The organism is Teredinibacter franksiae (genome assembly GCF_014218805.1).
GTDB classification, from domain to species: Bacteria; Pseudomonadota; Gammaproteobacteria; order Pseudomonadales; family Cellvibrionaceae; genus Teredinibacter; species Teredinibacter franksiae.
Window position 1 is genome coordinate 1 of record NZ_JACJUV010000003.1, and the last position, 26,088, is coordinate 26,088.

The 26,088-nt window shown below is 46.9% G+C and carries 25 protein-coding genes, 2 pseudogenes and 1 riboswitch; of the genes and pseudogenes, 14 read left to right on the forward strand and 13 right to left on the reverse strand.

The genetic code is table 11. The features are described from left to right. A pseudogene (locus H5336_RS18355) lies at positions 1–467 on the reverse strand (TIGR03545 family protein); the annotation flags it as partial. A 1,721-nt stretch (positions 468–2,188) separates the two neighbouring features. Further along, positions 2,189–2,291: riboswitch (TPP riboswitch) on the forward strand. 148 nt (positions 2,292–2,439) lie between these two features. Here H5336_RS18355 and H5336_RS23915 point away from each other — a divergent pair. From H5336_RS23915 to thiH, 11 genes and pseudogenes are all read left to right on the forward strand, one after another. Next, positions 2,440–2,532: pseudogene (locus H5336_RS23915) on the forward strand (hypothetical protein); the annotation flags it as partial. Between the two features lie 20 nt (positions 2,533–2,552). Next, entirely contained in the window at positions 2,553–2,882 is a 330-nt protein-coding gene (locus H5336_RS23110) for a hypothetical protein (protein WP_313557885.1), read from the forward strand. A gap of 60 nt (positions 2,883–2,942) precedes the next feature. After that, positions 2,943–3,293 (forward strand): phosphomethylpyrimidine synthase ThiC, encoded by a 351-nt coding sequence (locus tag H5336_RS23485; protein WP_313557887.1) that lies wholly within the window; start codon positions 2,943–2,945, stop codon positions 3,291–3,293. A gap of 67 nt (positions 3,294–3,360) precedes the next feature. Beyond that, positions 3,361–3,453 (forward strand): phosphomethylpyrimidine synthase ThiC, encoded by a 93-nt coding sequence (locus H5336_RS23920; RefSeq protein WP_376766555.1) that lies wholly within the window; start codon positions 3,361–3,363, stop codon positions 3,451–3,453. A gap of 65 nt (positions 3,454–3,518) precedes the next feature. After that, a complete protein-coding gene (locus H5336_RS23490; RefSeq protein WP_281385709.1) occupies positions 3,519–3,623 on the forward strand; it encodes a phosphomethylpyrimidine synthase ThiC in 105 nt (34 codons plus the stop codon). 25 nt (positions 3,624–3,648) lie between these two features. Beyond that, on the forward strand, positions 3,649–4,281 hold the full coding sequence (locus H5336_RS23495) for a phosphomethylpyrimidine synthase ThiC (protein ID WP_376766556.1): 633 nt from the start codon (positions 3,649–3,651) through the stop codon (positions 4,279–4,281). After that, entirely contained in the window at positions 4,274–5,164 is an 891-nt protein-coding gene (locus H5336_RS18365; RefSeq protein ID WP_185235930.1) for a hydroxymethylpyrimidine/phosphomethylpyrimidine kinase, read from the forward strand. The genes H5336_RS23495 and H5336_RS18365 overlap by 8 nt, the downstream gene beginning before the upstream one ends. Next, complete coding sequence (thiE, locus tag H5336_RS18370) at positions 5,058–5,879, forward strand: thiamine phosphate synthase (RefSeq protein WP_313557895.1); 822 nt, start codon at positions 5,058–5,060, stop codon at positions 5,877–5,879. The genes H5336_RS18365 and thiE overlap by 107 nt, the downstream gene beginning before the upstream one ends. Beyond that, entirely contained in the window at positions 5,791–5,991 is a 201-nt protein-coding gene (gene thiS, locus H5336_RS23925) for a sulfur carrier protein ThiS (protein WP_246439538.1), read from the forward strand. Before thiE ends, thiS begins: the two co-directional genes overlap by 89 nt. A gap of 1 nt (position 5,992) precedes the next feature. Beyond that, a complete protein-coding gene (locus H5336_RS18380) occupies positions 5,993–6,760 on the forward strand; it encodes a thiazole synthase (protein WP_185235933.1) in 768 nt (255 codons plus the stop codon). Beyond that, positions 6,757–7,869 (forward strand): 2-iminoacetate synthase ThiH, encoded by a 1,113-nt coding sequence (gene thiH, locus H5336_RS18385; protein ID WP_185235934.1) that lies wholly within the window; start codon positions 6,757–6,759, stop codon positions 7,867–7,869. Before H5336_RS18380 ends, thiH begins: the two co-directional genes overlap by 4 nt. Positions 7,870–7,937: 68 nt before the next feature. On the opposite strand, the gene H5336_RS18390 is transcribed toward thiH, so the two are convergent. Together H5336_RS18390 and H5336_RS18395 are read right to left on the reverse strand one after the other, a co-directional pair. Next, positions 7,938–8,666 carry a Crp/Fnr family transcriptional regulator gene (locus H5336_RS18390; RefSeq protein ID WP_185235935.1) on the reverse strand — a complete coding sequence of 243 codons (729 nt, stop codon included), beginning with the start codon at positions 8,664–8,666 and terminating at the stop codon, positions 7,938–7,940. Between the two features lie 486 nt (positions 8,667–9,152). After that, positions 9,153–10,751 carry an aldehyde dehydrogenase (NADP(+)) gene (locus H5336_RS18395; protein ID WP_221628234.1) on the reverse strand — a complete coding sequence of 533 codons (1,599 nt, stop codon included), beginning with the start codon at positions 10,749–10,751 and terminating at the stop codon, positions 9,153–9,155. A gap of 281 nt (positions 10,752–11,032) precedes the next feature. Here H5336_RS18395 and H5336_RS18400 point away from each other — a divergent pair, with 281 nt between their 5' ends. Beyond that, entirely contained in the window at positions 11,033–12,058 is a 1,026-nt protein-coding gene (locus H5336_RS18400) for a CAP domain-containing protein (RefSeq protein WP_185235937.1), read from the forward strand. 187 nt (positions 12,059–12,245) lie between these two features. Then, complete coding sequence (locus tag H5336_RS18405; protein ID WP_185235938.1) at positions 12,246–12,542, forward strand: hypothetical protein; 297 nt, start codon at positions 12,246–12,248, stop codon at positions 12,540–12,542. Between the two features lie 58 nt (positions 12,543–12,600). Here the strand turns inward: H5336_RS18405 and mnmL are convergent, their stop codons facing one another. After that, positions 12,601–13,506 carry a tRNA modification radical SAM protein MnmL/YtqA gene (mnmL, locus tag H5336_RS18410; protein ID WP_185235939.1) on the reverse strand — a complete coding sequence of 302 codons (906 nt, stop codon included), beginning with the start codon at positions 13,504–13,506 and terminating at the stop codon, positions 12,601–12,603. A 289-nt stretch (positions 13,507–13,795) separates the two neighbouring features. Here mnmL and H5336_RS18415 point away from each other — a divergent pair, with 289 nt between their 5' ends. Beyond that, a complete protein-coding gene (locus H5336_RS18415; protein ID WP_246439387.1) occupies positions 13,796–16,021 on the forward strand; it encodes an endo-1,4-beta-xylanase in 2,226 nt (741 codons plus the stop codon). Positions 16,022–16,101: 80 nt separating this feature from the next. Here the strand turns inward: H5336_RS18415 and H5336_RS18420 are convergent, their stop codons facing one another. The 9 genes from H5336_RS18420 to H5336_RS18460 form a co-directional block, all read right to left on the reverse strand. Further along, complete coding sequence (locus tag H5336_RS18420; protein ID WP_185235940.1) at positions 16,102–17,145, reverse strand: hypothetical protein; 1,044 nt, start codon at positions 17,143–17,145, stop codon at positions 16,102–16,104. Between the two features lie 11 nt (positions 17,146–17,156). Beyond that, positions 17,157–18,272, reverse strand: coding sequence for a hypothetical protein (locus H5336_RS18425; RefSeq protein ID WP_185235941.1), 1,116 nt, complete (start codon positions 18,270–18,272; stop codon positions 17,157–17,159). A 343-nt stretch (positions 18,273–18,615) separates the two neighbouring features. Then, positions 18,616–18,864 carry an RNA recognition motif domain-containing protein gene (locus H5336_RS18430; RefSeq protein WP_185235942.1) on the reverse strand — a complete coding sequence of 83 codons (249 nt, stop codon included), beginning with the start codon at positions 18,862–18,864 and terminating at the stop codon, positions 18,616–18,618. A 477-nt stretch (positions 18,865–19,341) separates the two neighbouring features. Continuing rightward, positions 19,342–20,049 carry a pseudouridine synthase gene (locus H5336_RS18435; protein ID WP_185235943.1) on the reverse strand — a complete coding sequence of 236 codons (708 nt, stop codon included), beginning with the start codon at positions 20,047–20,049 and terminating at the stop codon, positions 19,342–19,344. A gap of 738 nt (positions 20,050–20,787) precedes the next feature. Continuing rightward, entirely contained in the window at positions 20,788–21,546 is a 759-nt protein-coding gene (locus H5336_RS18440) for a hypothetical protein (protein WP_185235944.1), read from the reverse strand. 101 nt (positions 21,547–21,647) lie between these two features. Beyond that, entirely contained in the window at positions 21,648–23,228 is a 1,581-nt protein-coding gene (locus H5336_RS18445; RefSeq protein WP_185235945.1) for an amidohydrolase family protein, read from the reverse strand. Positions 23,229–23,380: 152 nt separating this feature from the next. Next, the gene (locus tag H5336_RS18450) at positions 23,381–23,956 is read right to left on the reverse strand and encodes an HdeD family acid-resistance protein (RefSeq protein WP_185235946.1); all 576 of its coding nucleotides are present in this window, start codon (positions 23,954–23,956) and stop codon (positions 23,381–23,383) included. A 153-nt stretch (positions 23,957–24,109) separates the two neighbouring features. Beyond that, positions 24,110–25,120, reverse strand: coding sequence for a HupE/UreJ family protein (locus H5336_RS18455; protein ID WP_185235947.1), 1,011 nt, complete (start codon positions 25,118–25,120; stop codon positions 24,110–24,112). After that, on the reverse strand, positions 25,117–26,031 hold the full coding sequence (locus H5336_RS18460) for a peptidylprolyl isomerase (RefSeq protein ID WP_185235948.1): 915 nt from the start codon (positions 26,029–26,031) through the stop codon (positions 25,117–25,119). Before H5336_RS18460 ends, H5336_RS18455 begins: the two co-directional genes overlap by 4 nt. Positions 26,032–26,088 lie beyond the last annotated feature (57 nt).

Sequence of the window (26,088 nt, forward strand, 5' to 3'; positions counted from 1 at the left end):
AGCACTTTTTGTAGGTTCCAATTTTGATTAGCTTTTAAAACCGTTGCAGCCAGCCAGAAGTCACCGTTCACCGCCAGTGACTGCCATGCGGCAGTATTCTTTGAATCCACAGAAAACGTAGTCGCACGACCAAGAATGTCGTGATCGGTTGTTATATCCTTCCAATTAGAGTTAAAACCCTGACCTTGCCATTCCAGCGACACATCCGCTTTCCGAATTAAAAAGTCGGGTAGTGCACTGGCATCTGTAAATTCCACCCAGCGCCCCTCTTCCCGGCCTTTTACTTGCTCCACTTCTTTTTTACTCTCCAGCATTGGTACTACCAACTCATACGCTGACAATAGGCGTTTACTCCACGCTCTGGCCTGCTCGCCAAAAACTAACGCTGTAATTTCGGAAAGTGCTGCCATATCGCCGGCCAGCATTCCCTTTAGCGTGTTGTAATCTTCACTAGTAGCTGTTTGCAATGCCGCAATATTTTTTGATAAGTCTGCCTGAGCGTCCTTTGCACTTTGCGAAATTATTGATCTTACTTTTTTCAGATTAAGCGATTTTTTTAACGATTTAATTCATTTTGAGCGCTAATAAGTCTTCGGGATTTTTGTAACTTTTCGGTTAACTGTTTAATTTATCGCTGTAATCCTGGAGAACTTTCTCATCGGGAAGCTGTGAGAACTGTTCTTTTAGTTTTGCGTCGTGAGGCTGAATAGCTAGCTTTTACGTGCTTCTTCGCTTGTCGGTCTGCAGTGGTATTTTCGCTATCACCTCATCAACCGAGGCAACTTCACATCGAACCCCAACCGGTTTCAGCCTCTTCAGGGCATCACTTTCACCGCAGTATACCTCACCAGCCTTGCTACGCTGACTATCAAAGCGAACGCCCGTCACGCCAATTCATCAATTATGATTTTTTCATTAGTAACGGCAAAAATTCAATTCTGCTGTTACTGATTCCAGCTGTACTTGGTTGTGGTTGGCTGGCCGATCGGTTATTTGAATTCCCGACACCGTTACCCCAAAAGTGAAAACTGTGGCTAACGCTACTTACATTTACCTCTGCTCCCTACGGCATCTCCAGCAACGGCTTCAATGCCCTTTGCTATCCAGCTGTCTACAAAAAATGTGTTACCGCTATAAGCAGCGCGATAACCCCAACAAAAATACCTAATCCACTCCAACGAATCATTTCATATTTCACTCCCCAAGCCCGGTCTTTCGCTGCACAAGGTACTGGCACGTAACATTTGTACAATTTTCCATTACTTATTGCCGACAAAAATCTTTCTCTATACTGCACAATAAGCAGTTTACTTAACACCAGAACGACAGGAGCCACCACTAGGCTCACGACCAAACTACCCATTGTTAACGTGTGTTAAACTGAGGAGCGGCCCAAGCCAGAGCTGTAGAGCGACTGCCATAAGGCCTGCGCAGATGGCCAGAAAGCAGCTTTCCCCTACACACCGATGAGCATGGGTCGAAAAGCATAGCCAGCCCCGAAAAGAGGCTACCGCGAGAACCAAAGCTGGCGATATTCACACGAAAAACAGCACAATGAATAAAATAATGAGATGTGCAGCCTGTATAGCGGGTGATGCCACTATCATGCCAAGCATAATGGCGAACGCTATCTGCCATGGTTGGTTCTGAGCTGATTATTTTGAAAACTTGACTAATAAGTCACAACAGCCTCCGCTACGTCGAACGATATTTAAAGCACCATGGAAAAGCGCCGGACTCAGAAGGTAATTAGCTATCTAGGGGAGGTCGCGCAAAGTACGGTGGCCATTACATTGCATAACCGCACGAAAGGCTGTTACAAAGCCATACGTAACTGGCTGTTAAGCAAGATGGAAGGACCCAAAGGCTTCGTCCCTGAAGCCAAATATACTTTCCTGTATGTATCCGAAGGATGCCGCCATTCAAGTATAAACAGACACGTATAAATCATCCCTGACGCGTCACTTGCGATTGACTGTTGCGGATGAAATCCATAAAACAGATCGTTCCTTAGCAGCACGTTAAGGCTAAATTAAACGCCTAGGCTGTATGGCAAAAACACAGCCATGTTAATCTTGGCGCCACAAGCGTTGTTCCTATGCACAGATAAATATGCCTTTGTAACTCACCTAACAGAAACAGCATTTGCTACCTGCGTTTGCGGAAGGAGCAGCCGTATAAATACGCACAAATCTTGTCGGATGCTCAGTATTACTGGCTGAGATCGCATCAGCGGGATCCGTGGAACCTGATCAGGCTAATACCTCGAAGGGAGCAAGAATAAACCGGTAAAAAAGCAACGCTTGATTGAATGCGTGCTCCACTTACACAAAAATCTTGACCGGTTTATCTTCACTGCGCACCACTAATTTATTCTCCGCACCAACCATTAATCCGTTGGAGAATTCCTATGGCACGCGCTATCTTAATAATTTGTCTGTGGAGCCCTTTCCGGGCTCGCAAAAAGTGTTTATTCCAGGGCCAACCACTGCATTAAACGTTGCCATGCGAGAAATTCATTTGGCCCCCACTGGCACCGAGCCTAACGCGCGGTGCTGGCATACGACACCTCTGGCCCCTACACCGACCCGTCAGTTCAAACCGATATCAATTTGGGGGTTGCTCGGCTTCGGCAGACATGGATCGAAAACCGAGACGACTCCGTAGAATTAACGCACAGCGAATCTCATTTTCGTGAACAACGCTTCAATCGCTTAGACCTCGACGCCATACCGCTTTCCCTTGCAAGCCTCTATTCGCAAGGCCAGAAAAGGAAAAAACGTTTCTCAGCTTCACTATGCCCGTCGAGGCATTGTTACCTCCGAGATGAATACGTCGCCATTAGAGAAATTTACTGCGCCAATCACCATTACCCAACATGACCTCACACACACCCGGGCACAGCTGGGTGCAAATATGCCTATAGCAATAACAGCGGATTTGTGCGTAACGAAATCGCCAGCGGCCGCGCCATCATCCCAGCCAATATCAACCACCCTGAAGCAGAACCGATGATTATTGGGCGAAATTTTTTAGTCAAGGTAAATGCCAATATAGGGAATTCTGCCGTAACGTCTGACATTTCCACCGAAGTCGAAAAACTCGTTTGGGCCACCAAATGGGGCGCCGATACCGTTATGGATTTATCAACCGCCAAACACATTCACGAAACCCGCGAGTGGATCATTCGCAACTCGCCCGTACCCATTGGTACCGTTCCTATTTATCAAGCGCTGGAAAAGGTGGGCGGTATAGCCGAAGATTTAACCTGGGCGATATTTCGAGATACTTAATCGAGCAAGCCGAACAAGGTGTAGACTATTTCACCATACACGCGGGCTTACTTTTACATCATATTCAATGACCGCAAAACGCCTCACGGGCATTGTTTCCCGCGGTGGCTCCATTATGGCGAAATGGTGTCTCGCTCATCACCAAGAGAATTTCCTTTAACCCATTTCGAAGACATCTGCGAAATAATGAAAGCTACGACGTAAGCTTTTCGCTCCGGTGATGGATTGCGCCCTGGCTCCATTTACGACGCAAACGACGAAGCACAATTCGCCGAGCTGAAAACACTCGGCGAACTCACCAAATTGCCTGGCGACACGACGTTCAGGTAATGGTTGAAGGCCTGGCCATGTGCCTATGCATATGATCAAAGAGAATATGGCGTTACAACTGGAAGAGTGCAGCGCCGCACCTTTTTACACGCTCGGCCCCCTTACAACCGATATTGCGCCCGGTTACGACCATTTCACCTCCGGTATTGGCGCGGCACAAATCGGCTGGTATGGCTGTGCCATGCTCTGTTACGTCACCCCAAGGAACATCTTGGCCTGCCCAATAAAAACGATGTTAAACAGGGTTAATCACCTACAAAATTGCCGCCATGCCGCCGATCTAGCAAAAGGACACCCCGGCGCTCAAATTCGCGACAACGCTATGAGTAAAGCGCGTTTTGAATTTCGCTGGGAAGACCAATTTAACCTGGCATTAGACCCTGACACCGCACGCGCCTATCACGACGAAACAATGCCAAAGAAAGCACAAGCTAGCCCACTTTTGTTCCATGTGCGGGCCAAAATTCTGTTCAATGAAATCTCTCAAGAAATTCGTGACAGTGTTCAGCAGCAGTCCATTACCAATAACAAACAAAATGAGGTACTTGCCGCGCAGGGTATGTCCGAGATGTCACAAAAATTTCGTCGCCACGGCAGCGAGCTATACCGTAACGCTACAAATTCGAAAAAAGACACCGCGTTAGACACCTATGAATAGGGTCTGGTGTATTGGTGGCTCCGACAATTCAGGCGGCGCAGGCATACAGAAAGATATTGTTACCGTAAATGCCTTAGGCTGTTCTGCGGCAACCGTAGTGAGCTGTATCACCAGCCAAAATCAGTGTGGTATAGCAATGTTAGAACCTGTTTCCGATGCTAGTTTTATTACGCAAATTGAAACATTACTGGCCATGGGCGCGCCCATGGCCATAAAAATTGGCATGCTGGGTAACCGCTCGCAAATTGAAATTTTGGTGAAAGTACTTACCGAACTACGTACAACCGTTCCTGCGTTCGTCGTTGTATGCGATACCGTGTGTTCTGCTAGCGCCGGTGGATTAGAGCCCCACCACCAACTTACGGATTTACGTCCACTACTCGCACTATGTGATTTAATTACACCTAACACGCTCGAAGCTGAACAGCTATTAAATACCCGTATAGATAATTTTTCTGCATTTGAACGTGCTGGTAAAGCGCTCTTCGCGATGCTTAACCCAATCGCCGTGTCTCATAAAAATACCTATACCCGCATTCTATTGAAAGGTGGACACCTGCCGGCAAGCCCAATTGTGCGAGATGTATTTATCGACGCCTCGGGCGTTACGTCGTTTGAATCGGCTTACGTAAATACCCGCTGGAATCACGGCACAGGTTGCACCTATGCCAGTGCAATTACCGCTGCCGCCGCCCAGCATTACCCCTTGGAAGATGCCGTTGTTATTGCAAAAGCCTGCATGCAACAAGCTTTGGAAAATAGCTACACGCTCCTTAGTGAAGATACACAACACACCACCCAAACTGTTGAATTTGGCACCACTCAGCCCCAGGCGTGGCCAGAGTCAGCCGCCTATATGCCAAGGGCTTTCAGGAAAAAATAATGACACCCAGGCCTTTCCCCCTATAAACCGCGAAGATTTTCGCTTTTACGCGGTGGTTAATTCTTCGAAATGGGTCGAGCGCTTACTTTACGCTGGCGTAAAAACACTTCAGTTACGCATTAAAGATTCAGCAAACAATGACCAGCTGGAACGCGAAATATCGCACGCTATAAAGTTGGCAAAAGCCTTTAACGCACAGCTATTTATTAACGACCATTGGCTGCTAGCTATAAAATATGGTGCCTACGGCGTACACCTAGGGCAGGAAGATATTCTCGATGCCAATATCACCGCTATTCATAACGCAGGCTTACGACTAGGGATTTCTACCCACGGCTATAGAGAAATACTAACGGCGGCGGCCATTAAACCCAGCTACATAGCCCTTGGACATATTTTCCCTACCGAAACGAAAGATATGCCCTCTTGCCCTCAGGGTATCCATCGGCTGCGCCAATATCATATATGGGCTTCCAGTATTGCCCCAACAGTGGCAATTGGCGGTATTAAGCTACATAACCTCGATAGCGTTCTTAACTGTAATGTGGATTCCGTTGCCGTGGTTACGGCCGTAACAGAGTCTATAAACCCCATCGCAACGGTTCATACATTCCGAGAAAAAATCAATGCGTATTTTAATCAACCAAGACAGCGTGGAAGTCAACCACGCAAGTGGTTTGCTGTCGGTACTCAAACTAGCCGAAACCGAGCTTGAAGGCTGTGCCATAGCCATAAACAATCAAGTTATACCCAGTATACGGTGGCAAACAGAAATACTAAAAGAGAACGACCACATTCTCGTTTTTCGTGCTATCGCGGGAGGATAAAATGCATTTAAAAATTGCGGATCATACATTTAAATCTCGATTGTTTACGGGCACAGGGAAATTTTCTTCCGCCCAAACGATGCTTGAAGCACTGGCTGCCTCAGGTTCCGAGCTGGTAACACTGGCGATGAAACGCGTCGATTTACGCAGCGCAAGTGACAACATATATCGGCCACTAAAACATGCGGGCTACAAGCTGTTACCGAATACCAGCGGCGCACGTACGGCAGAAGAAGCGATTTTCGCCGCACAATTGGCTAGGGAAGCCATGAAAACCAATTGGATAAAATTGGAAATTCACCCAGACCCACGTTACCTAATGCCCGATCCGATAGAAACATTGGCGGCAGCTGAAACATTGGTACAGCAAGGCTTTAACGTACTACCTTACATTCATGCTGACCCGGTACTCGCCTATCGCTTACAGGAATGCGGCTGTGTAGCCGTAATGCCACTTGGCGCCCCTATTGGTAGTAATCAGGGTTTACGCACACGCGATTTTTTACACATGATTATTGAGCAAAGTAACGTGCCGGTTATTATCGATGCCGGTATCGGGGCACCTAGCCACGCCATGGCGGCAATGGAAATGGGAGCCAGCGCAGTACTGGTTAATACCGCGATCGCCACAGCAAAAAAACCTGCTGCTGTCGCCCGCGCCTTTAACCGCGCAGTAAACGCCGGCCGAGATGCATACCAGGCTGGCCTACCAGAGCCATCAACTTCGGCTTTAGGCTCCAGCCCACTAACGGCATTTTTGCAACTATGAATCAGCCATTTTCTAATGTGTTTCACCGCTATAACTGGGGCGATATTCAACAGGCTATCCACGCCAAAACAGCCACCGATGTTGAGCGGGCATTGTGTAAAACAAAACTCAGTACCGCCGACTTTGAAGCACTGCTTTCACCTGCTGCCGATAACTACCTGGAATTAATGGCGCAAAAATCCCAAGCACTTACCCAGCAGCGATTTGGGCACACCATGCAAGTGTATGCACCGTTATACCTCAGTAATGTGTGCAGTAATATTTGTACTTACTGTGGTTTCAGCAGAAACAATAAACTGCGTAGAAAAACCTTGAGTGAGACAGAAATTATTGCCGAAGCAAAGGCACTAAAAACAAAAAATATTGATAATATTTTACTGGTTACAGGGGAAGCGCCTAAAACAGTTGGCGCAACCTACCTTGAGCGGGCAATACGCTTGCTGAAACCGTACTTTGCCCAAATAGCTATAGAGGTACAGCCGCTACAACCCGTAGAGTATCGTCAACTTATCGATGCTGGGCTTCACGGTGTATCGCTATATCAAGAAACCTATCACCGTGAAAGCTACGCTCGGCATCACCTAAAAGGTAATAAAACCGACATGATTGCCCGTCTCGATGCACCAGGATGTGTTGGTGAACAGGGTATTCACAAAATCGGCTTAGGTGTTTTATTAGGTTTGGATGATTGGCGAACCGACTCCATCTTTTGCGCCCTGCATTTACGCTATTTACAAAAAGCATACTGGCAAACACGTTTTAGCGTCAGCTTCCCGAGGCTCCGTCCTTGCACAGGTGACTACGCGGTTGAGCAACCTGTAGGCGATCGACAACTCGTGCAACTGATCACCGCTTGGCGATTATTCGACCCCGATCTCGATTTAACACTATCTACACGAGAGGATGAGGCATTTCGCAACGCCATCTGTAGGCTGGGTGTTACGTCTATGAGTGCGGAATCCAGTACGCAACCTGGCGGTTACAGCACGCAAGCCGAATCTCACTTGCAACAATTTGAAATAAGTGACGAGCGTACAGTAAAGCAGGTTACTACAATGCTGCGTGAACAAGGGTTGGAAATAATAACGAAAGATTGGAACTGGTACTAAAAACTGGCACTAAAAAAATACGTAATGACTCAACATGAGCGTCTTAAGTTCTCTACAGGGCACCTCTATTAATCCTTACATTCAATTGATGCGCGCAAACCCTCTAAATCATTTATGTTCAAACCCTTACCTTTTTCCATGCGCGATAAATACCCGACTTTCATCAATCGATTGAGTTCCCGTGTTACCGCTTCTCGGTGGGTTGAAATTCGACTGGCAAATTCTTGATGGGTGGGCATTTCCCGAATAACAACCCCCTCCTCACTGGTTTCGCCTTTGATTTCAGCCATACGAATAAGCTCCATACGTACACGACAATTTACGTCTAACGCGCTAAATTCATAGATTCGACCAGAGAGAAACCGAATAAGCCCCGCCATTTTTTGCATTACAGCCGTCGCTACCTTCGGCTGTTCTTCCATCAAATTTAGAAATTTCTGCCGTGCGATCACCAGTACACAACACTCTTCATTGGTAATTACGTGGGTTGAACGCAAAGAGCCATCAACAGCGGAAAGCTCGCCGAAAAAATCACCCGCCGACAATTCCCGATACGAAATTTCACGGCCTGAAGGCGAATACAGGGTCGCCCGCACACTGCCTGAAATGAGCAGGTATACGTCGCCCTCATGCTCACCTTGAACAACAATATTGTGCTCGGCCGCATAAGTCTTAGAATGGAATTTTTTCGCAATGGTTTCGAGAGCCATTGGCTCCACGCCGTCAAACATATTGTTTGCCGCTAGGTGCCGTGCAACCTCATCCATACTCAGTGACCTACTGTGTGCCAATGCCATACTATTACTCCGATGTTTTCCCTGCAGAAATCAGAATCTCTCCGAAATGTTAACAGTAAATTAACCCTTGTGGTATTTAACGCGGCCCACTACAAAACCCTGTCGTACACTCAGTAGTAGATCACTCACTTCAGATTATCAACTAGGTTTCAGCCAGGTTGAAAGTACCGGTCTGGAGCAACAAGCACGCCTAGCGCAAAAAATCATTATTAACCAGCCTTACTCGAAAAGGCCTAGGTACAAGGATACCTAGCCAAAACACTGCGCCCTCTTAAACATACAAATTAGGTAGAGCCGGAACATAACACAGGAGCCTACCGGTCAACATCTTAGTCGGTGATTTATCCAAGTTTCTAGTGGTTATGCCACTAAAGCTGGGATTTTCACTCTACATAGTCAATATCATTTACGCCTCGCGCAGGTATATTCCACACCGTACTCCACAAAATACACTAGGTATCAATGAGAAAAGTCTCGAAAAACCCTTTACGCAGATACAAGGGGCTCGCACGTATACACGCCGTTTACACAGCGCCGAAGGCCCAAGGGGTTCTCATTTTTCAACGCGGTGGGTAACAAAGACTGCGGAAAATTCTGGTGCGCTACCGGGCGTAGAAATCGAAATATTGCGGCCGTTCCCACACTGGTAAAACGCGCATCGGTTGTTGCCGGGTATGGCCCACCGTGAACCGTAGATGGCCCAACTTCAACCCCGGTTGGAAACCCATTAATAATAATGCGCCCCACCTTTTGTGACAGCAGGTCGATTAACGACACATAATCGACCATCTCCTGTTCACTCACTTGTAAGGTGCCCGTTAGCTGACCGGGAATATTCGATAACACCCGCTCTAACACCTGTTTCGATTCACACTCTACAATCAGTGAGCAAGGTCCAAATATTTCTTCTCGAATACTCACATCAGCCAAAAAGGTTTTAGCCGATGCCGTAAACACCTCAGCCCGAACGTAATAACCGTCTTCACGCACGACAGGTTGCCCGCCCCCCAGCGAATGCACTTCACTATGCTGACGAAGGGCTGATGTACCAGCAAGGTACGCTTGGCAAATACGCTGATTGAGCATAACACCGGCTTCCACCTCCGCTAGGCTCTGGATAACCTGCCGGTAAAACGTCTGCAACGCCTCACTTTTAAGCACTAATACCAAGCCTGGGTTTACACAAAACTGGCCTGTGCCCAGCGTTAGCGAATCAACATAGTCTTTCGCAACCTCTTGCGTACACTCAGTCAAGCGCTGCGGCAACATAACGACAGGGTTGATAGAGCCCATTTCGGCGAATACGGGTATTGGCTCCTCTCGACTATTGGCCAAATCAAAAAGCGCACGGCCTCCGGCCAAAGAGCCGGTAAAACCTACCGCCTTCACCTGCGGCGCCAACACCAACTGCCTCCCCCTTTCGAAGCCTTCGTCCACTATCAGAGAAAAGGTTCCAGCTGGCAGGCCGTGAGCGCATATAGCTCGACACAAAGCCTGCGCTACAAGTTCGCAAGTGCCTGGGTGTGACGGGTGACCTTTAACAATCAACGGACAACCCGCCGCGAGCGCCGCAACCGAATCCCCGCCAGCCACGGAGTATGCAAGCGGAAAATTACTAGCCCCGAAAACAACTACAGGGCCGATAGCTTGATTAACAAAACGAATATCGGGCCGAGGGGAAGGCTTACGATCCGGTTCAGCGGTGTCAATGCGCACATCTAAATGCTCGCTTCCCTCACGAACATACTGGGCAAACAGGCGTAACTGCTGAGTAGTACGCTGCGTTTCAGCCTTTGCCCTGCCCAAGCCATAACCCGTTTCCTGGCAATAGCACAGAAAAAGCGGCTCCCCTAGCTGTTCAATTTCATCGGCGCAGGTTTCCAAAAAATTCGCGATATTGGCAAGGGGAAGCTTACGCAAAATAGGCGCGGCCGATGCTGCGGCACAAAGCGCTTGCTCAACCTGAGTGACAGACGCGCAGGAATAAGCCGTGGGTAGTTTTTTAGCCGTTGTAGGCTCAATGGCATAAAAATGACCTTCATCTCCCTTAACCCAATCACCCGCAATGCATTGCTTTCCGCTCAATACCATTTTCTTTTCTCACTTACGCCATAATTACGTGTTTGTATGCTGTTAGCTAATCAAGTGCTATCTGAGCCGGCGGCTAACCGTGTGTCATAGTATTATTCTTGATAAAAATCCCACTTTCCCTATCCCCGAGTTATGGACACTTCTAATTAATGCTAGCTTTCTGCAATTGTTATTTTTTTGTAAGAATCATCGGTCTGAGATCCGATGCACAGCTCCACCAACAACAGAGCAGCTATGATAAAAAGCAGTCCAAATTCTTTTCGCTAGGGTCCAGCATGTTCAAAAGCGCTCCTCCATCCAAACACCTCCTACTCAGCTTAACTCTTATGGTACTGACAATGCTTGCTGGGTGCGGCGGCGGCGGGCAAGCACCCACCTCAGCTCCCACACAGGAAGCCGCTCAAGAGCCAACCAGCGAGCCCACCACCCAACCGGGAGCCAACCCCACTGACGAGCCGACGTCTATACCGACGTCTATACCGACGTCTATACCGACGTCTATACCGACGTCTATACCTACATCTACCCCATCAGTTACGCCTACCCCTGAACCAACCGTAGAACCCGAAACTGAAAAAACCACACAACTGGACTGCGGAGTAGATAACGGCCGTATTACCAGCAACCATCTCGACGATACCGCCAAGGCTTATATTCTGTGTAAACACAACGAGACTCGATCGCAAATCGCATTAGGCAACTTTCCCGGTTTATACGCTAACTTTGATGTTGCCACCGACATGAAACGCCTACAGTGGGACACCAACCTCGAACAGGTTGCACAAACCTATGCCAACCAGTGTGAATGGCAGCACAACCCTAATCGTCAAGCTGAATATAACCTGTTGTCGCCTACAGATATCCATAACAACCCTATAAACGGAACTGAGAGTGTCGGCGAAAACCTCGCTTACTGGGGAAGCAGCAATATTACCTCAGCAAGCTGGGAGTTCACCCTCAATGGATACGACGCATGGGTAGAAGAAGGCAATCACTACGCCATTGGCGATTATTATGTCAATGATTTTTGCGATACCGACGCCTGCGGCCATTTTACCCAGGTAGTTTGGGCGAACACATACAAAGTAGGTTGCGCTGTGAATTATTGCGGCGCAGGCACACTGGCTTCTATTGGGGCAACCTACCTCGTTTGTAACTACGCATCGGCGGGGAACTACGTAAGCGAACGGCCGTATGAAACAGGCGATATTATTGAGGAAGTATGCTCAACTGCCGACAGCGGGCAGACGGTTTGTCGAAATGGATTAACAGCGTCTTCGGGTTATGCCCCTGGGATCTAACCCGCTTTTTATTTTCCAGGTATTCAACACAATTATTGATCTGGCTAATAAGATAAGCGCATTCTGCCAAAACTATCTGCTATCTTTTAACCAATAACCCGACGATATTTTGTACGCGGTTATTAATCTGACTGAGGAGTCTGAATTACAAGGTTTTAGCAAACCAGTGGTTGCGAAGGACAGGAAGATGAAAGGTATTTGGTTAGATACACCCACCCTTCAAGTGAGCCGAAAACAACAAGGGCTATTTGAAGTACAATTAAAATCCCGAGAAGTAACATTAGCCGCCACAGAAGTGGAAACACACCATTTCGCTAGAGTATTGGTTGCCATGAAACGCCTGGGTATTTCACGTACAGGTAAAGCACTGAAATCAGCCTCGGAAGATTTCGCCATCGCCGTGCTTGGGCATAAAAACTACTACATACGCCGTATGTATTTTTCCGTTCAGCCCGAAACTATTGCCCAATGGTATCTACGTTAGGCGACCACCCACGCACGCCACTTTGAGCGCTGCGAACAGCCAAAAATTACAGATACCGCTATAACCGGCTGCCCTGCCCTCCTGTTTCGTGCAATTTTTTAGTTATCGCTACAATGGGCTGCCATTTATTACCGCACCATTGCGGCGCCACCAACGTTTTGGGCCTAGCCTGCGCTGTCACCCGGTGATAGATAATATTTTTTGGCGTGAGCTGAATAAGTGATGCTGCGGCCCCAACATATTCCTCTTGCGTTAGAGTACTTAAACGGTTTGCCCTCCAGGTTCTAGCCATAGGGCTATTTTCCACAACATGCAGAGGATGAAGTTTTAAACCCTGCACACCGGTTTCAAGTACTTTGTGTAAAGTGTTTTTATAGTCAGCATAATGCTCTCCAGGCAACCCTAAAATCAGATGGCAGCATAGTTGTAATTCGTATTGAGCAATGGTTTTTGCAGCCTGCTGATAACACGAGAAATCGTGGCCTCGATTTATCTTTTTGAGCGTTTCATTTTTTGCCGACTGCAAACCTATTTCCAGCCAAACTTCCTTTCCGCTACTGCGAATATCAGCGAGCAACGCCAAAACAGCACTATTCAAACAGTCTGGTCGAGTGCCTACACATAGGCCGATGATGTCTGGTTGGTTCAACGCCTGAAAATAGAGGTTACGCAAATAGTCGACTTCTGCGTGTGTATTGGTATAGGCCTGAAAATAAGCCAGATAACGAATGTCTTGATGTTTTAATTCTAACTTTCGCTGCTGAATCTGTTCTGAAACAGAATATTCAGCCGCTTTTTTGTCTGCGAACGAATCGATACTACAAAAAGTACAGCCGCCGCGCCCCAGCGTTCCATCCCTGTTAGGACAGGTGAAATCACCATCAATACTCAGCTTTCGAACACGCCCGCCGTACTTTTGTTTTAGGCTTTTACCCAGTGTGTTGACATAATAATCTAACTGCATTTTTTACATTTTCACATACAAAAAATGCAGTTTACGCTCTCCGCAGCGTAGCTTTTTGTTCTTAAACAGAAACACATTAAAAATTTTGAATAGGCTAATAATTTTGGGTGTATGAATTGCGAACAACTTCTGCTTATACTTTAGGTTACCTCAATATAATACACCGGCTTCAATTATCGTCAGTATCAGAAATATAAAAATAGGCGCACATTCTAAAACTTAATAAAAATTGAATGTGCAAAACCCTAGCGGTTCCCACCAACATCATGTTTGCAACGAGGAATACCCTATGTTTAAAAAACCCTTATGGCGGTTTGTACGCGGGCACTTGATTTTAGCCAGTGCAACAGTGCTTGCGCTGAGCAGTGCGCAGGCAATGGCCTTACAATGTAGCTACAACGCAATAAATGACTGGGGCAGCGGCTTTACCGCCAGTATTACCGTCAGCAACGACAGCGCATCTTCGATTTCCAACTGGTCGGTTAGCTGGCAACAAAACGGCAATTCCACTGTAACAAGTTTGTGGAACGCTAATTTGTCTGGGTCCAACCCCTACACAGCAACCCCCCACGGTTGGAACAGTACAATTGCGCCGGGTAGCACCGTAAGCTTTGGCTTTCAAGGTAATGGCGATGATTCCACCGGCACCATCTCCGACTGTGCAGCGGAGGGCGCCAGCTCCTCATCTAGCTCGACCAGTTCTTCTAGCTCTAGTAGTTCATCAAGTTCTAGCAGTTCGTCAAGTTCTAGCAGTTCATCCAGCTCTAGTAGCTCTTCATCCAGCTCTAGCAGTTCATCCAGCTCTAGTAGCTCTTCAAGCTCATCCGCTGGCCAATGTATAGACATGTGTAAGTGGTATCAGGATGACCCTCGCCCACTTTGCATTAACCAGGATTCTGGATGGGGCTGGGAAAATAACCAAAGCTGTGTTGGAATTACTACCTGTAACAGCCAGTCGGGCGGCGGTGGTGTTATCAGTGTTTGCGATGGCAGCAGCTCTAGCAGCTCTTCATCCAGTTCAAGCAACTCCTCGTCCAGTACAAGTAGCGCTTCCTCAAGTAGCAGTTCCAGTAGCTCATCGTCAGTTTCTAGCTCATCGTCGAGTAGCTCGTCCTCTAGCGGCAGTGGCAACAACACCATCACCGTACGCGCCATTGGTACAACAGGCGTTGAACATTTGAATCTGCTTATAGGCGGTACTGTTGTTGGTAGTTTTACCCTCAGCACCAGCTATCAAGATTACACGTTTACCTCCAGCGCCGGTGGCGACGTAAAGGTTGAATACGATAACGACAGTGGCAACTCCGATGTACAAGTGGACTATGTCGTTATTAACGGCGCTATTCTGCAAGCAGAAGATCAAGCCGAAAACACCGGCGTTTGGTCCAATAGCCAATGCGGTGGCGCACATTCAGAATGGTTACAATGCAACGGCTACATTAGTTTCGGTTTCATCAGTGGTAGCGCTGGCAGTTCTTCATCGGCCTCCGGTACCGGGCTCTATACCCACGCAGAATTCCCTATTGGCGTAGCCGTCTCCGGGCCAGGTGAAAGCCGTAACTTCCTCGATATTGCAGAAAAACAGCTATCGATAAGTGAACATTTCAGTGAGCTGACCGCCGGTAACATCATGAAGATGAGTTACTTACACCCCGCGGAAAATACCTACAACTGGGACAACGCAGACCAGCTCATCAACTGGGCACAGGCAAGTGGCAAACAGGTTCATGGCCATACGTTTATCTGGCATTCCGACTATCAGGTACCCAACTGGATGACAAGCTATACCGGCGATTTTGCCGCTATGCTAGATACCCATGTGGCAACCATTGCCGACCATTTCGAAGGCCGTGTGGTGAGCTGGGATGTAGCCAACGAAGTTATTGACGAGAACAATAACTGCTGGCGCAACTCGCTGTTTTATCAACAATTAGGTTCGGCCTTTGTTGAAAATGCCTTTTTTGCTGCACGTGCCGCCGACGCAAATGCCGACCTCTACTACAACGACTATGACACGGAAGGCGGCAACGCCCCCAAGTTCGACTGTCTACTGCAATTAGTTGATGATCTACAAGCCAATAATGCACCTATTGACGGTGTTGGTTTTCAGATGCACGTGCAAATTGATTGGCCCAGTACCAGCGTCATTGCCAGCGCCTTCCAAGCTATTGTAGACCGAGGTTTAAAAGTTAAAATAACCGAGTTGGACGTACCACTGAATAATCCATGGGCCGCTGATCCTTTTCCGCAATATACGGGATTCACAGCAGACGCCGCTGAACGACAAAAACGACGTTATAAGGCTATTGTGCAAACTTACCTCGACACGGTTCCCGCACACCTACGTGGTGGCATAACCGTATGGGGCTTGTGGGATGGCGACAGCTGGCTGATGGACTTAAGCTCGCGACAGGGAGCAGATGACTGGCCGCTATTGTTCTCTGGGCCGGAGAATGGTCCCTATGAAACCAAACCTGCATTAGAGGGGTTTATTGAGGCGTTGACGGGGCAGTAATTCAAACCCGTCAATATTCACTGGCGTACAAAAAAAGGGCTCACGCTAAAATAGCGTGAGCCCTTTTTCTCACTTCCGGCTTACTGTGATTGGTATTGTTCAACTATTTTTTTATAACTCTCCGAACGAGATTCCTTACTCTGCGTGAGCTTCAGTAGATCCATCGATATAAATATTCCCTTATCATCACCGCCAATACCGGTATAACCGATGGAGTAATCATTATATAAATGCAGCATTACACCATGGCGTGTGTTATCAACACCCTGCCTGTCTGCATAGGTAGACACAACCGATAAACCAAGCGGAACCTTACTGTTCCAACGATTAAAACCTACCCATTCCATTGAAAACGCGCCTTTTTGCTGGCTGCCCTCAATTGCCTCGGGCACATTTTCAATCACAACAGACGGATGAAACAGAAACCATTGATTCTTAGGTGGAAGTACAAAGCTATCCTTCTGTAATTCTTTTTTATAAAAATAAGTATTGAGCGCTAACTCCCAGGGAGCCAATGAACGTGCATCGTCAAAGTAACGGTCCCAGGCTTTAGAGTAAATGCCGATATTAGTTAACGCACGTTCCATATCCAATCTGTTTTTATCGGCATTCGTTGCATGTACCGCTACCCGAAAATCTTCCAATACGGCCATACAGGTTTTGCCATAACCCACGGTTGTATCTTCGCAAAGGGTATTTGACGTCTCCTCAACCAAACCCTGCTTCGTAATAGGGCTTCCCCCGGATTTAGGAATGGTTATTCTCCAAAAATTACGCGGTACCGTGTTCACCACCATTGTTCCAGGTTCTGCGGAAGCAAAAGCATCGGCGAGTAATGAAACGCCCTCCGTCAAGTCTACTCCGGCGCTTCTCAATGGCTCCAACGTTGTAAGCGCAGTCTCTTCCCAAATATTCGCCAGCATTTTCAGCCGTGACCTATCCGACTTTTCGTTAAGTTTTATCAGGCATATTTCCGAAGACAATTCCGCGGATGTAACCAGCAAGCTTTTAAAACTGTACGTTTTTGCATGTTTTATTAGCGATTGATCATAATTGCACTTTTCCGCCCCATAGGAAAAACAAGAAAGCGCCAAAGCAAAGAAAAACAGTGTTAAATTTCGCATATCTCTCCCCCCTAAAAATTCGCGCTTTCAACATAAGTGCGGTACGCCAAAAGTAACTTCACCAGTTTCTTCAGGTCACTCACATTCGTCAGATCCTGCAGCTGTTCAATAAAGCCTCTAATTTTCTGTGTTTCGTCTTGAAGGTTTTTATACGCCGCGTCGCCAACCGTCTTTTCTGCCGCAGACGGATTAAAGTCCATTAGGCTACGCAAAAAGTCGTGGCATACTTCGGGGTCTTCTAGGTAGCCCCCCACAGCCTCAACCTCTATGTAACCGCCAACACTGTGTGTATTCTTTCGGGCAACCTTCGTTGTTTTATATCGTTTGTAAGCAATTTGATAGGTCATGGGGTCTACCCAGCCATCGCCTTCCTGCGGGTCAAAACGATTAATGAACGCTAGTGTAAACGGGTCGAATTCATGAAAGGTATTTAAGAATGAGCCTAGGCACCCACCATCCCCCGGCTTAACAATGGAATCGGCAGGGCCGCTTAAGCCACTCAGTTTCGTTATGATTGGGCTGACATTTGCAAAGGCCCAATACATATCAACCGGAAGCGTAAATGGGTCCAAGTAAATATCGTGACCACCACTGCTTTTAGCGCGATCTCCAGTAGCGGTTTTATACCCGGTGGAATACAACTTATTCAACGTATCGTGCATAACCGCAGTGCCCAACGAATGAGCTACCACATTTATTCGCGTACCCGCTGGGTATTTTTTTACAGCCTCCACAAATTGTTCTGCCACCGACAACCGCACCTTCTCCCCCACAAGCGTGAGATAAAACAATACATCCAATACGTGGGTATACAAAAATTGATCATCACCAAGTTCAGCTTGTACACCCGTCAATTCATCAACAAACCCCGGTAGATCTCCGCCTGCCGAACCATCCGTAATAAATTGCGTTAGCGTTTTTCCACTTTCGGCATACTCGGCGCGTAGCTTATCGAAGATTGCGTCGTAGCCAATGCTTTCGATATGAACTTCGTTTTCAATTTTTTTTCCTGAATAGCTACTGTAACGATGCAATGCATTGTTACACCCATTAACGACTTCCGATTTAAATGACGAAGCTGTGTGCTTGCCCATTCCATGAATGACTATAAGCAGGTTATCAGGCATCAATGCCTCCTTTTGGTGGTCGGGTTAACTTTTTTATAAACCCTATACTATAGGGCACTCCCAGTAATAGTATGTGATAAATCACACGTCACACCGCTTTTTGCCGCGCACTCGTCAATAGACAACACCCTGCTTCCAACCATCGATAGAATACTGCTCCATCTTCGCGAGCCTGCGCAGAGACCAAAAATAATGAATAGAAGTATCGATGTTTAGGGCCCTCTAGTATTTGCTTTTGGCCTCTGCGCGATCAGGAAAGCCTTAGCATAAAAAGGACTACGCAGCGAAAGACGGATTCCATTATTGCTTGCATTACAGCTTTTCTATAACAAACACACACTTGTTATTCGCTTTTTTCTTCGGCCTTTTTAACACGTATTTTATTACCACCGACCGTGTTGCCATTAAGACTCTTCATTGCAACCTTTGCCTCACCAACCTTTGGCATTTCAATAAACCCAAAGCCCTTGGATTCACCACTTGCTTTATCAATCACCAAATCACAAGATTGAACGATACCAAACGCTTGAAATAAACCCTTCAACTCTTCCTCTGTCGTTCCTCGGTCCAAATTGCGTACTAATAATTTCATAATATTTTCCAGAATGAGCGGTTCATTAACGATAGCATTTAAATTGATTGAACCAAGCTAATTTATACAGCGATTCCGGTGAAATTCTGACTAAAAACAGTCGCCGACAGCGATTTAAATCAAATTTTGATATATTACCGGGGAATACCTGCGTAATCGTCAATAGCGTGATGAAAGGCCTAATTTAACCTATAAGAAAAGTGTGCCGGTTACTCGCACGCACCAATGAGAAATAAACACCACCGATGTCGCCACTCAATATAGCTGAAGCCGACCGCATAACCAAATTTGAACGTTTTAAATACTGCGCTGCCCGAAAGGCACCACACTAACACTTAACGCGCCACGCTCAAACAATTTGACTGACCAACGCCCAAACGCACCCATTTTTCCGCTACGGCAGACAGTATAAACACCGGTAGAAAACCCTTAACTTACAACCTGACTTTGTGAATACTAATAACCTCAAGCCCTTGGCTAATCACTAACCAACGCTGCCTCCGCCGTTGAAAGTAACTTACTGTGCCCCAGCTCCAGCTCCCCCAAGGAAAACTGCCCCACAGACACTCGATGAAGTGCCAACACCTCATTTTGGAAAAAACCAAACATTCTTTTAACTTGATGATACTTACCCTCAATCAGAGTAAGCCTGGCGGTATACGGGGAAAGTATCTCTAAGCATGCGGGCCGAGTGGTATTATTTTCATAACTAAAATAGATACCCTTTCGAAACACCGCAATATACTCATTACTTAATGGCTTAGCCAAAGTAACTTCATACGTCTTTGCAAGCTTTGTTTCGGGTAAGCTTATCTTACGTGACCATGTGCCATCGTTAGTCAATAACACCAGCCCCGTTGTATTAAAATCTAGGCGCCCGACAATGTGCAATTCACCCCGCTGAGGGTGCTGAATAAGATCTAACACGGTGGAATGTTTAGGGTCTTTGGTCGCGCTAACAACCCCCTGGGGTTTATTCAGCATAATATAAACCGGGTTATTATCTTTTAAGCAGTTACCATCCAATACAACATGCGTGAATTCCGTCACTTTCTGATGAATGGAGTGCGCAACACACCCATCTAAGAGAATCCGTTTTTGAGCAATTAGAAGACGTGTATCTGAAAGCGAAAAAGCACTGTTTTGGCTAATAAAACGATCGAGGCGGTTAGTTTTAGACTTCATGCAACAATTATAGGCAGGCTATGACATTAGATTCAACGATAGAGTAAAACGGTGCTAAAGGTATACTTATCAAACAACCAGACTACCGAGCCTCTAAATTCTAACGGCCGACGCAAGAAAAGCAGAAAATAAGCCTTCGGCCACCCACCGCTTTATCGGAGGAAAAGGGATAATTATTGCCTTAATGCCAGCATCCTGAGGTCCGACGGGCTTCCAATTTGGCTCAGGCAACTGGCGATTTACCCAATATCAACCTGAAAGAATAACCGTTTGTAGTAGGATAACAGTCGAGCCATAAATATTGACATGAGTATGCCTACACAGACTAAACTCATCGACATAAAGGCACCGCTATTTTAATTGATGTTAGCTGCTGCGCGACCTTCGAGACTTTGTGTGTAATTCATGCACGGCACTAATTTTTTCGCCAGACAACCAGCTTACCTGTAGATTTTTCTTGCGCATGAACCGCACACAAAGCCAGAGTCCAAAAGTATCAATAGAGGTTCCCTAAGGAAACAGCCCACACCAAAGCACCGCTAACTGCTCGAGCCGTCATAGCAGACACAACGCCAGGGAAATAGAACAAAGCAATGATGATAGACAATGCCCCTTTCCCGTTTTTCGGTTTTGTACCGGCTAACGACTCTAACTTGCTCATATTGCCCCAACAACCACATAATTATTTAAATTATTAAAGCGGCTACCGGTAAGACCCATAGCGTAACGTAAACACAATCAAAAAGGCGAGCAGCCTTTTCCGCAAGGAAGGGTGACTAGAATAATCCCAAGTTCCAAACCCGAGCCACCTGAACCGTCAAAACTATCGCCGTAGGTTATAGCGAAGCGGAAATTGTCGTTAGGCTCCCAGCGAAAACCGGCTTTATATTGGATATCTGTACCAACATCGCCCTCACTGCCAAACACTTCAGCGATGGGGGACCATGAACCAATGGCCTTATTCCACGAAATTCTTGCCGCATAGGTAAAATCCCATGCTGTGCCGTCAAAAGCATCGCCTGTTTTTGCTGATACACCTGGGTTTACATCCAATTGAAATTTATTGTCTGCTAGGGGGATGGTCCAATCGACAAGTGCGTAAACATCTCGGAAAGATTCAATCCTCAGGCTGCGATCATAATATTCCGGATTTAAGCCAGAACCGAAGGTCCACGAAACACCCCCGGTTTTACTGTCATTCTCCCACAAATTGTTTTTTGCTATAAAAATGGTGGAGAAATGATCCCCCGCCTGACGATCATCATCCTCCCATATGAGAGAGGCCCCTAAAAATATTTCCCATTTTGGGAATAGCCCATAAGAAGGAAGCACCGCAGCATTATTTTCACCGGCGGTGAATACAACATTTGACGATTTGTACGGCATAACAAAATAGTCATCGGTAACAAACTGTTGTGCCTGAGATAAACCACTGAAGAGAACTATAAAAAGCGTCGCCAGTGTCGCAATGAATCGTTTCATTTGATGTATGTTCATGTATGTATCCTCGTGTTCTCAATCAGCTCAAAGCATTTTTATAAATAGTGCCATTGTTGACAATCAACTTACTATTGCTATCAGGGTCGTTACGGCACTACTTACTGCTCAGACAGACGTATAGCCTTACCCGGAAAAACACCTCGTAATACTTTGGAATTACTCACTACTACTGTGCCGTTAACTACTACGTAGGGTATTCCAGTCGAAGGTAAACCACCGTCTTTCATGGTGGCGTTGTCCCTAACGGTTTTCGGATTAAAGATGGTGATGTCCGCATCGGAACCCACCTGCATACGCCCTTTATAGGCCATTTGTGTCACACCGTTTTGCTCTAAAAAATCGGCAATCAGGTACGTCATTTTGGACACACCATCAATCAGGGGAATATCCACCTTCTTTTCTCTCATCAACCGTAATAACTTGGCATGAGCCCCAGCACCACGAGGATGACCGTTGACACTATCAAAAGGCGTGTCCCAGGCAATAGCCGGCTCACCGGTTTTACGAACGGTGTAAGGATAAGAGTCACTTCCCAAGACGGTATTGGGGTGCGCTAGCGCTTGATAAACGGTTTCTTTTGTTGCGTTGTAAAACATTACCGATGTGCCTGGTGCTGTTTTTACCAACTCATCATAGCGGGCCTTGTCGAGTGGCTTCATGGTGGAGACCTCGATAATATCTTTGTAATCGCGTCCCATGTTATTTTGGTAATTGTCCGGGTGTAAATAATCGGCGCCGGCGATGGTTCCGCCGAAATCGTAGGGGTAAATTTCAGCCAGAATGTGTATGCCCTTGGTTTGCGCATCATCAATCATTTTCAGTGCCTGGGGGGTTACCCCCAGCGTTTGCGCCGTCATATGTTGAATAACGACACCGCCACCGTGTATCGCTTGCGGCGCCATCATTTCGTCAATGCCAAGCAAGCCGCTCTGTGGCGGTTTTTGGCTTGAATAACGTGCATGTACGGCCGTAAATACTCCGTATTTTGCTGCCAGTTCTTGCGCTATATGTGACTCTTGCTGAGTAGCACCCGACACCATGTAACCTGGGCAGTGGCCAATACCAATAGCGCCTTGTTTTAACCCCTCTTCCAGTAAACTTTTGATCGTGTCAATTTGATTTTCTGTAGCCACTTGTGTTGACCACTTCATCGACGCGCCGGTAACCTTTGGTTTTTGCATGTCATACAAAAAATCGCCATAGGCTTGGGACTTATAATTTGGGTTAAACACCGTTTCGCGTACCGGAATGGTACCCACAGAGGCGCCATAATTTGTTTGAGACTTTCCCTCCAAATAGGCATACCAGCTATCAACCGGGTAGACACCGGCTTCAAGCTCCATAGGTGTTGTTACTCCATCGCGAAGCGCCAATTTCTGCCCAAACGGGGCAGCCGTATTGTGGTCGTGCATATCAATAAAACCAGGAGAAACCACATGATCTTTCGCATCTATAGATTTCTTGCCGCTGATTTCCTCCTTAGTGATGATGGCGATTTTTCCATCTTTGACACCGACATTACGCACCGCATCAAGTTTAGTTTCGGGGTCCATAACCCGGCCGTTAAGAATGACCAGATCATAATGTTGAGCTGCAAAAACCGATGCCGTTGGCATGAACAGAATAGTTAAAGCAACTAAGCCAATCGCGAATCGATTTATTGCCGTTAGTATTTTCATTTTTTCCTCCACCTAAAATTAAGGTAACGCACCGCATGTTACTACACGCTCTAAGCTCATCAACGAACACCGAATTTTGTATGTAATTATTAAAATAGCCCCTGTTAACTGTCTAGTATTAGAAGACAAAAACACGACAGCTTGCGTATCAATCAAACAGCTAAATCCAGCTCTTTTACAGCAGACCTAGCCGTTAAACCAAATATCAGTACTGTCCAGCCACTGAAAAATAGTTTAATGCCAATAAGCGTGCCGACAGTCCAGATACCCGACACAGGGAATTGCCTCCATATCATGGCGCCAAGTAATACCGAGACAGCGCCGCTGAACAGGGCCCAGCCCCAGCCTTTCATTGGCTTAACCTGAAAAGCTATAATCGACTCGAAAACACCTGAAACCACGAGATAGATTGCGAGCACCATCGTCATGGTTGCTAGGGCAACGCCAGGATTACTCACCATGTAACCACCTGCGAGAACGGTAAGAATAGCCATAATAATGCTGAAAAGCCCTGCACGTGCTTTTAGCGCGAACACCAGCTGGCCAACACCACCAATAATTAGCAGAAAACCCACCGCAACCGCTAGGGAAACACCTACGATGAAGGGTGATCCCATGGCCAATATGCCCATCAGTAAAACGATAACACCCACGGCTATCGTAAGACCTGAATTCTTTTTTACTTCATTCAGGAACGCGGAATTTATAGTTTTTATTTCTTGTGACATTGTTTCTTCCTTTCAATTAGTTTTATGTTTTCTATACTTTTTACATTATTCCGCTTCACGCGCTATGTTTGTTACCGAACGCCGTTCTCTTTTTATCAGGGCATGAATAGCCACAGTTAAAGTTAAAGTTAAAGTTAAAGTACTGTATTGTAGTTACAAATAAAAACCACTTACCCGCTCGACAAACCAAAACGCGGCCATGGTTCCAATGCCATAGGCCGGTACCTGCCTGCTCCAAAGCGGCCAGTTGTCGCGTAATTTTTGCAGGATAAAAACAAAAACAAGAATCACCACAACAAACAGAATTTGCCCTAACTCGACACCGATGTTAAACATTAACAGTGCCAGTGGGATTTCGTGCTGTGGTAAGCCCACATCGGCCAGTGCTCCAGCGAACCCCAACCCATGCAGCAAACCAAAGGCAAACGCCACCAGCCAGGGATAGTTTGCGGTAAGGCTTGGTTGACCGCGATTAACCTTTAACATTTCACTGGCGAGAAACAGAATGGATAGAGCAATGGTGGCTTCTACCGGTGGACCCGGCAGCCACAACCAGCCCAGTGTCGCCGCCGCCAGCGTTATACTGTGGGCGATGGTGAACGCGGTAATGGTCATTAACAAGCGACGGGTACCGCTAACGATCAACAATAGCGCCAGCACAAATAAAAGATGATCAAAGCCTGACAAAATGTGTTCAACACCGAGCACGGTGAAATCCCAAACAACCTGCCCAGCACTTCGTGGCCCTTTAAAAATCAGCCACGGCTGAGACGGTTTGAGCAGCGCGGTCGAGCTGGCACCATTGGCAAATTCAATGCGCACCAACACATCGGTGTTAGTCATCTGCAAACCATTAATATCAATACGCTGGCCAATTATCCCTTGCGCACCCGTTTCAATCAGGCGGCGTTCAACCGTTGCACCGGGTAATTTTCGCAGTACGGGTTTAGTAAGATTCTTCACCTGCGCTGGAAACTGCAATGACAGCGCAAGCTGTTGATTTACCAGCTTCGGGTTACGCCATATAACACTGTAACGGTTGGCCGTAGTTTCCTTTAGCTCCAGGTAACCGGGTTGCGAATCATCGGCACAAACGGTATTGCAAAACACACCAACCGTAATGAACGCAAAAATAGCCAACAATGAATGACAATATCGCTTCATCGAAGCTCTTTCCCAGACTGTGCATCAGTATGAGCTGTCTCGTTTGAAGCCAAATCCACAGAGGTAATATCCAATGACCCCAAATATTCTGGCATCACTACTTCATAGTTTTCCAGCAATTTTCGATAAGTACTCAGCTTCAACTCTTCGGTGCGCAGTAACAGCCACTCGTTTTTCACCTTTTGCTTAACCTCGGCCAGCTCAGGCATGCGAGCTGGTTTAATCTCGGTGATCAGCACCAAGTGGCCACCAAAACCTGAGGTCAGAGGCCCTGCCCACTCGCCGGGCGCTACTGCCAACAACTGCTGGGCAAAGCCTTTACCAAAACGCTGTTTAATCTCATTCTGGGATACCAGCGCATACCTATCTGCCAACATTATTGGATCACCCTGTAACTCTGGGTCTTGCCCTGATTTCAAGCGCTCCAAAATCGCACTCGCATCCGCATTAACATCACGACGCTTTTCAAAACTGAGATAAACCTGACGAAAAGAAACCTCTGGCTGAATACGAAACGACTCCGCATGTTCATTCATGTAGGCCGCCAACTCCTGATCATCCGGATCGAGTAGGGCTGCGGTGTCCTCCAAAATAATACCCAGCTTCTGACGAAGGCGCCGACGAATAACAGTGTCATCCTCGTCCAACCCCAAAGCCAAAGCCTCGCGGTAATAAACTTCATCGCGCAGATATTTGTCGATAAGATCCTGCATTTCCTCGTTACTCGGAGAACGCTGCCATGTGCTGGCGAAATTAGCCGACAGCAACTCAAGCTGGCCCTGTGATACGACAATCTGATTGGGTTTTTCAATCGTGCCCGCAGTCGTCATACCGAACAACAGAAAAACGCCACCTCCCAGCAGCAAAAAATGCAGCAAGGGCTCCCTGATCATTTTACTAAGAACGTTCATCAACACCTCACTTATTGCTTTGCCATCGGCTTAGGGCCGCGTACCAAATGAACGATG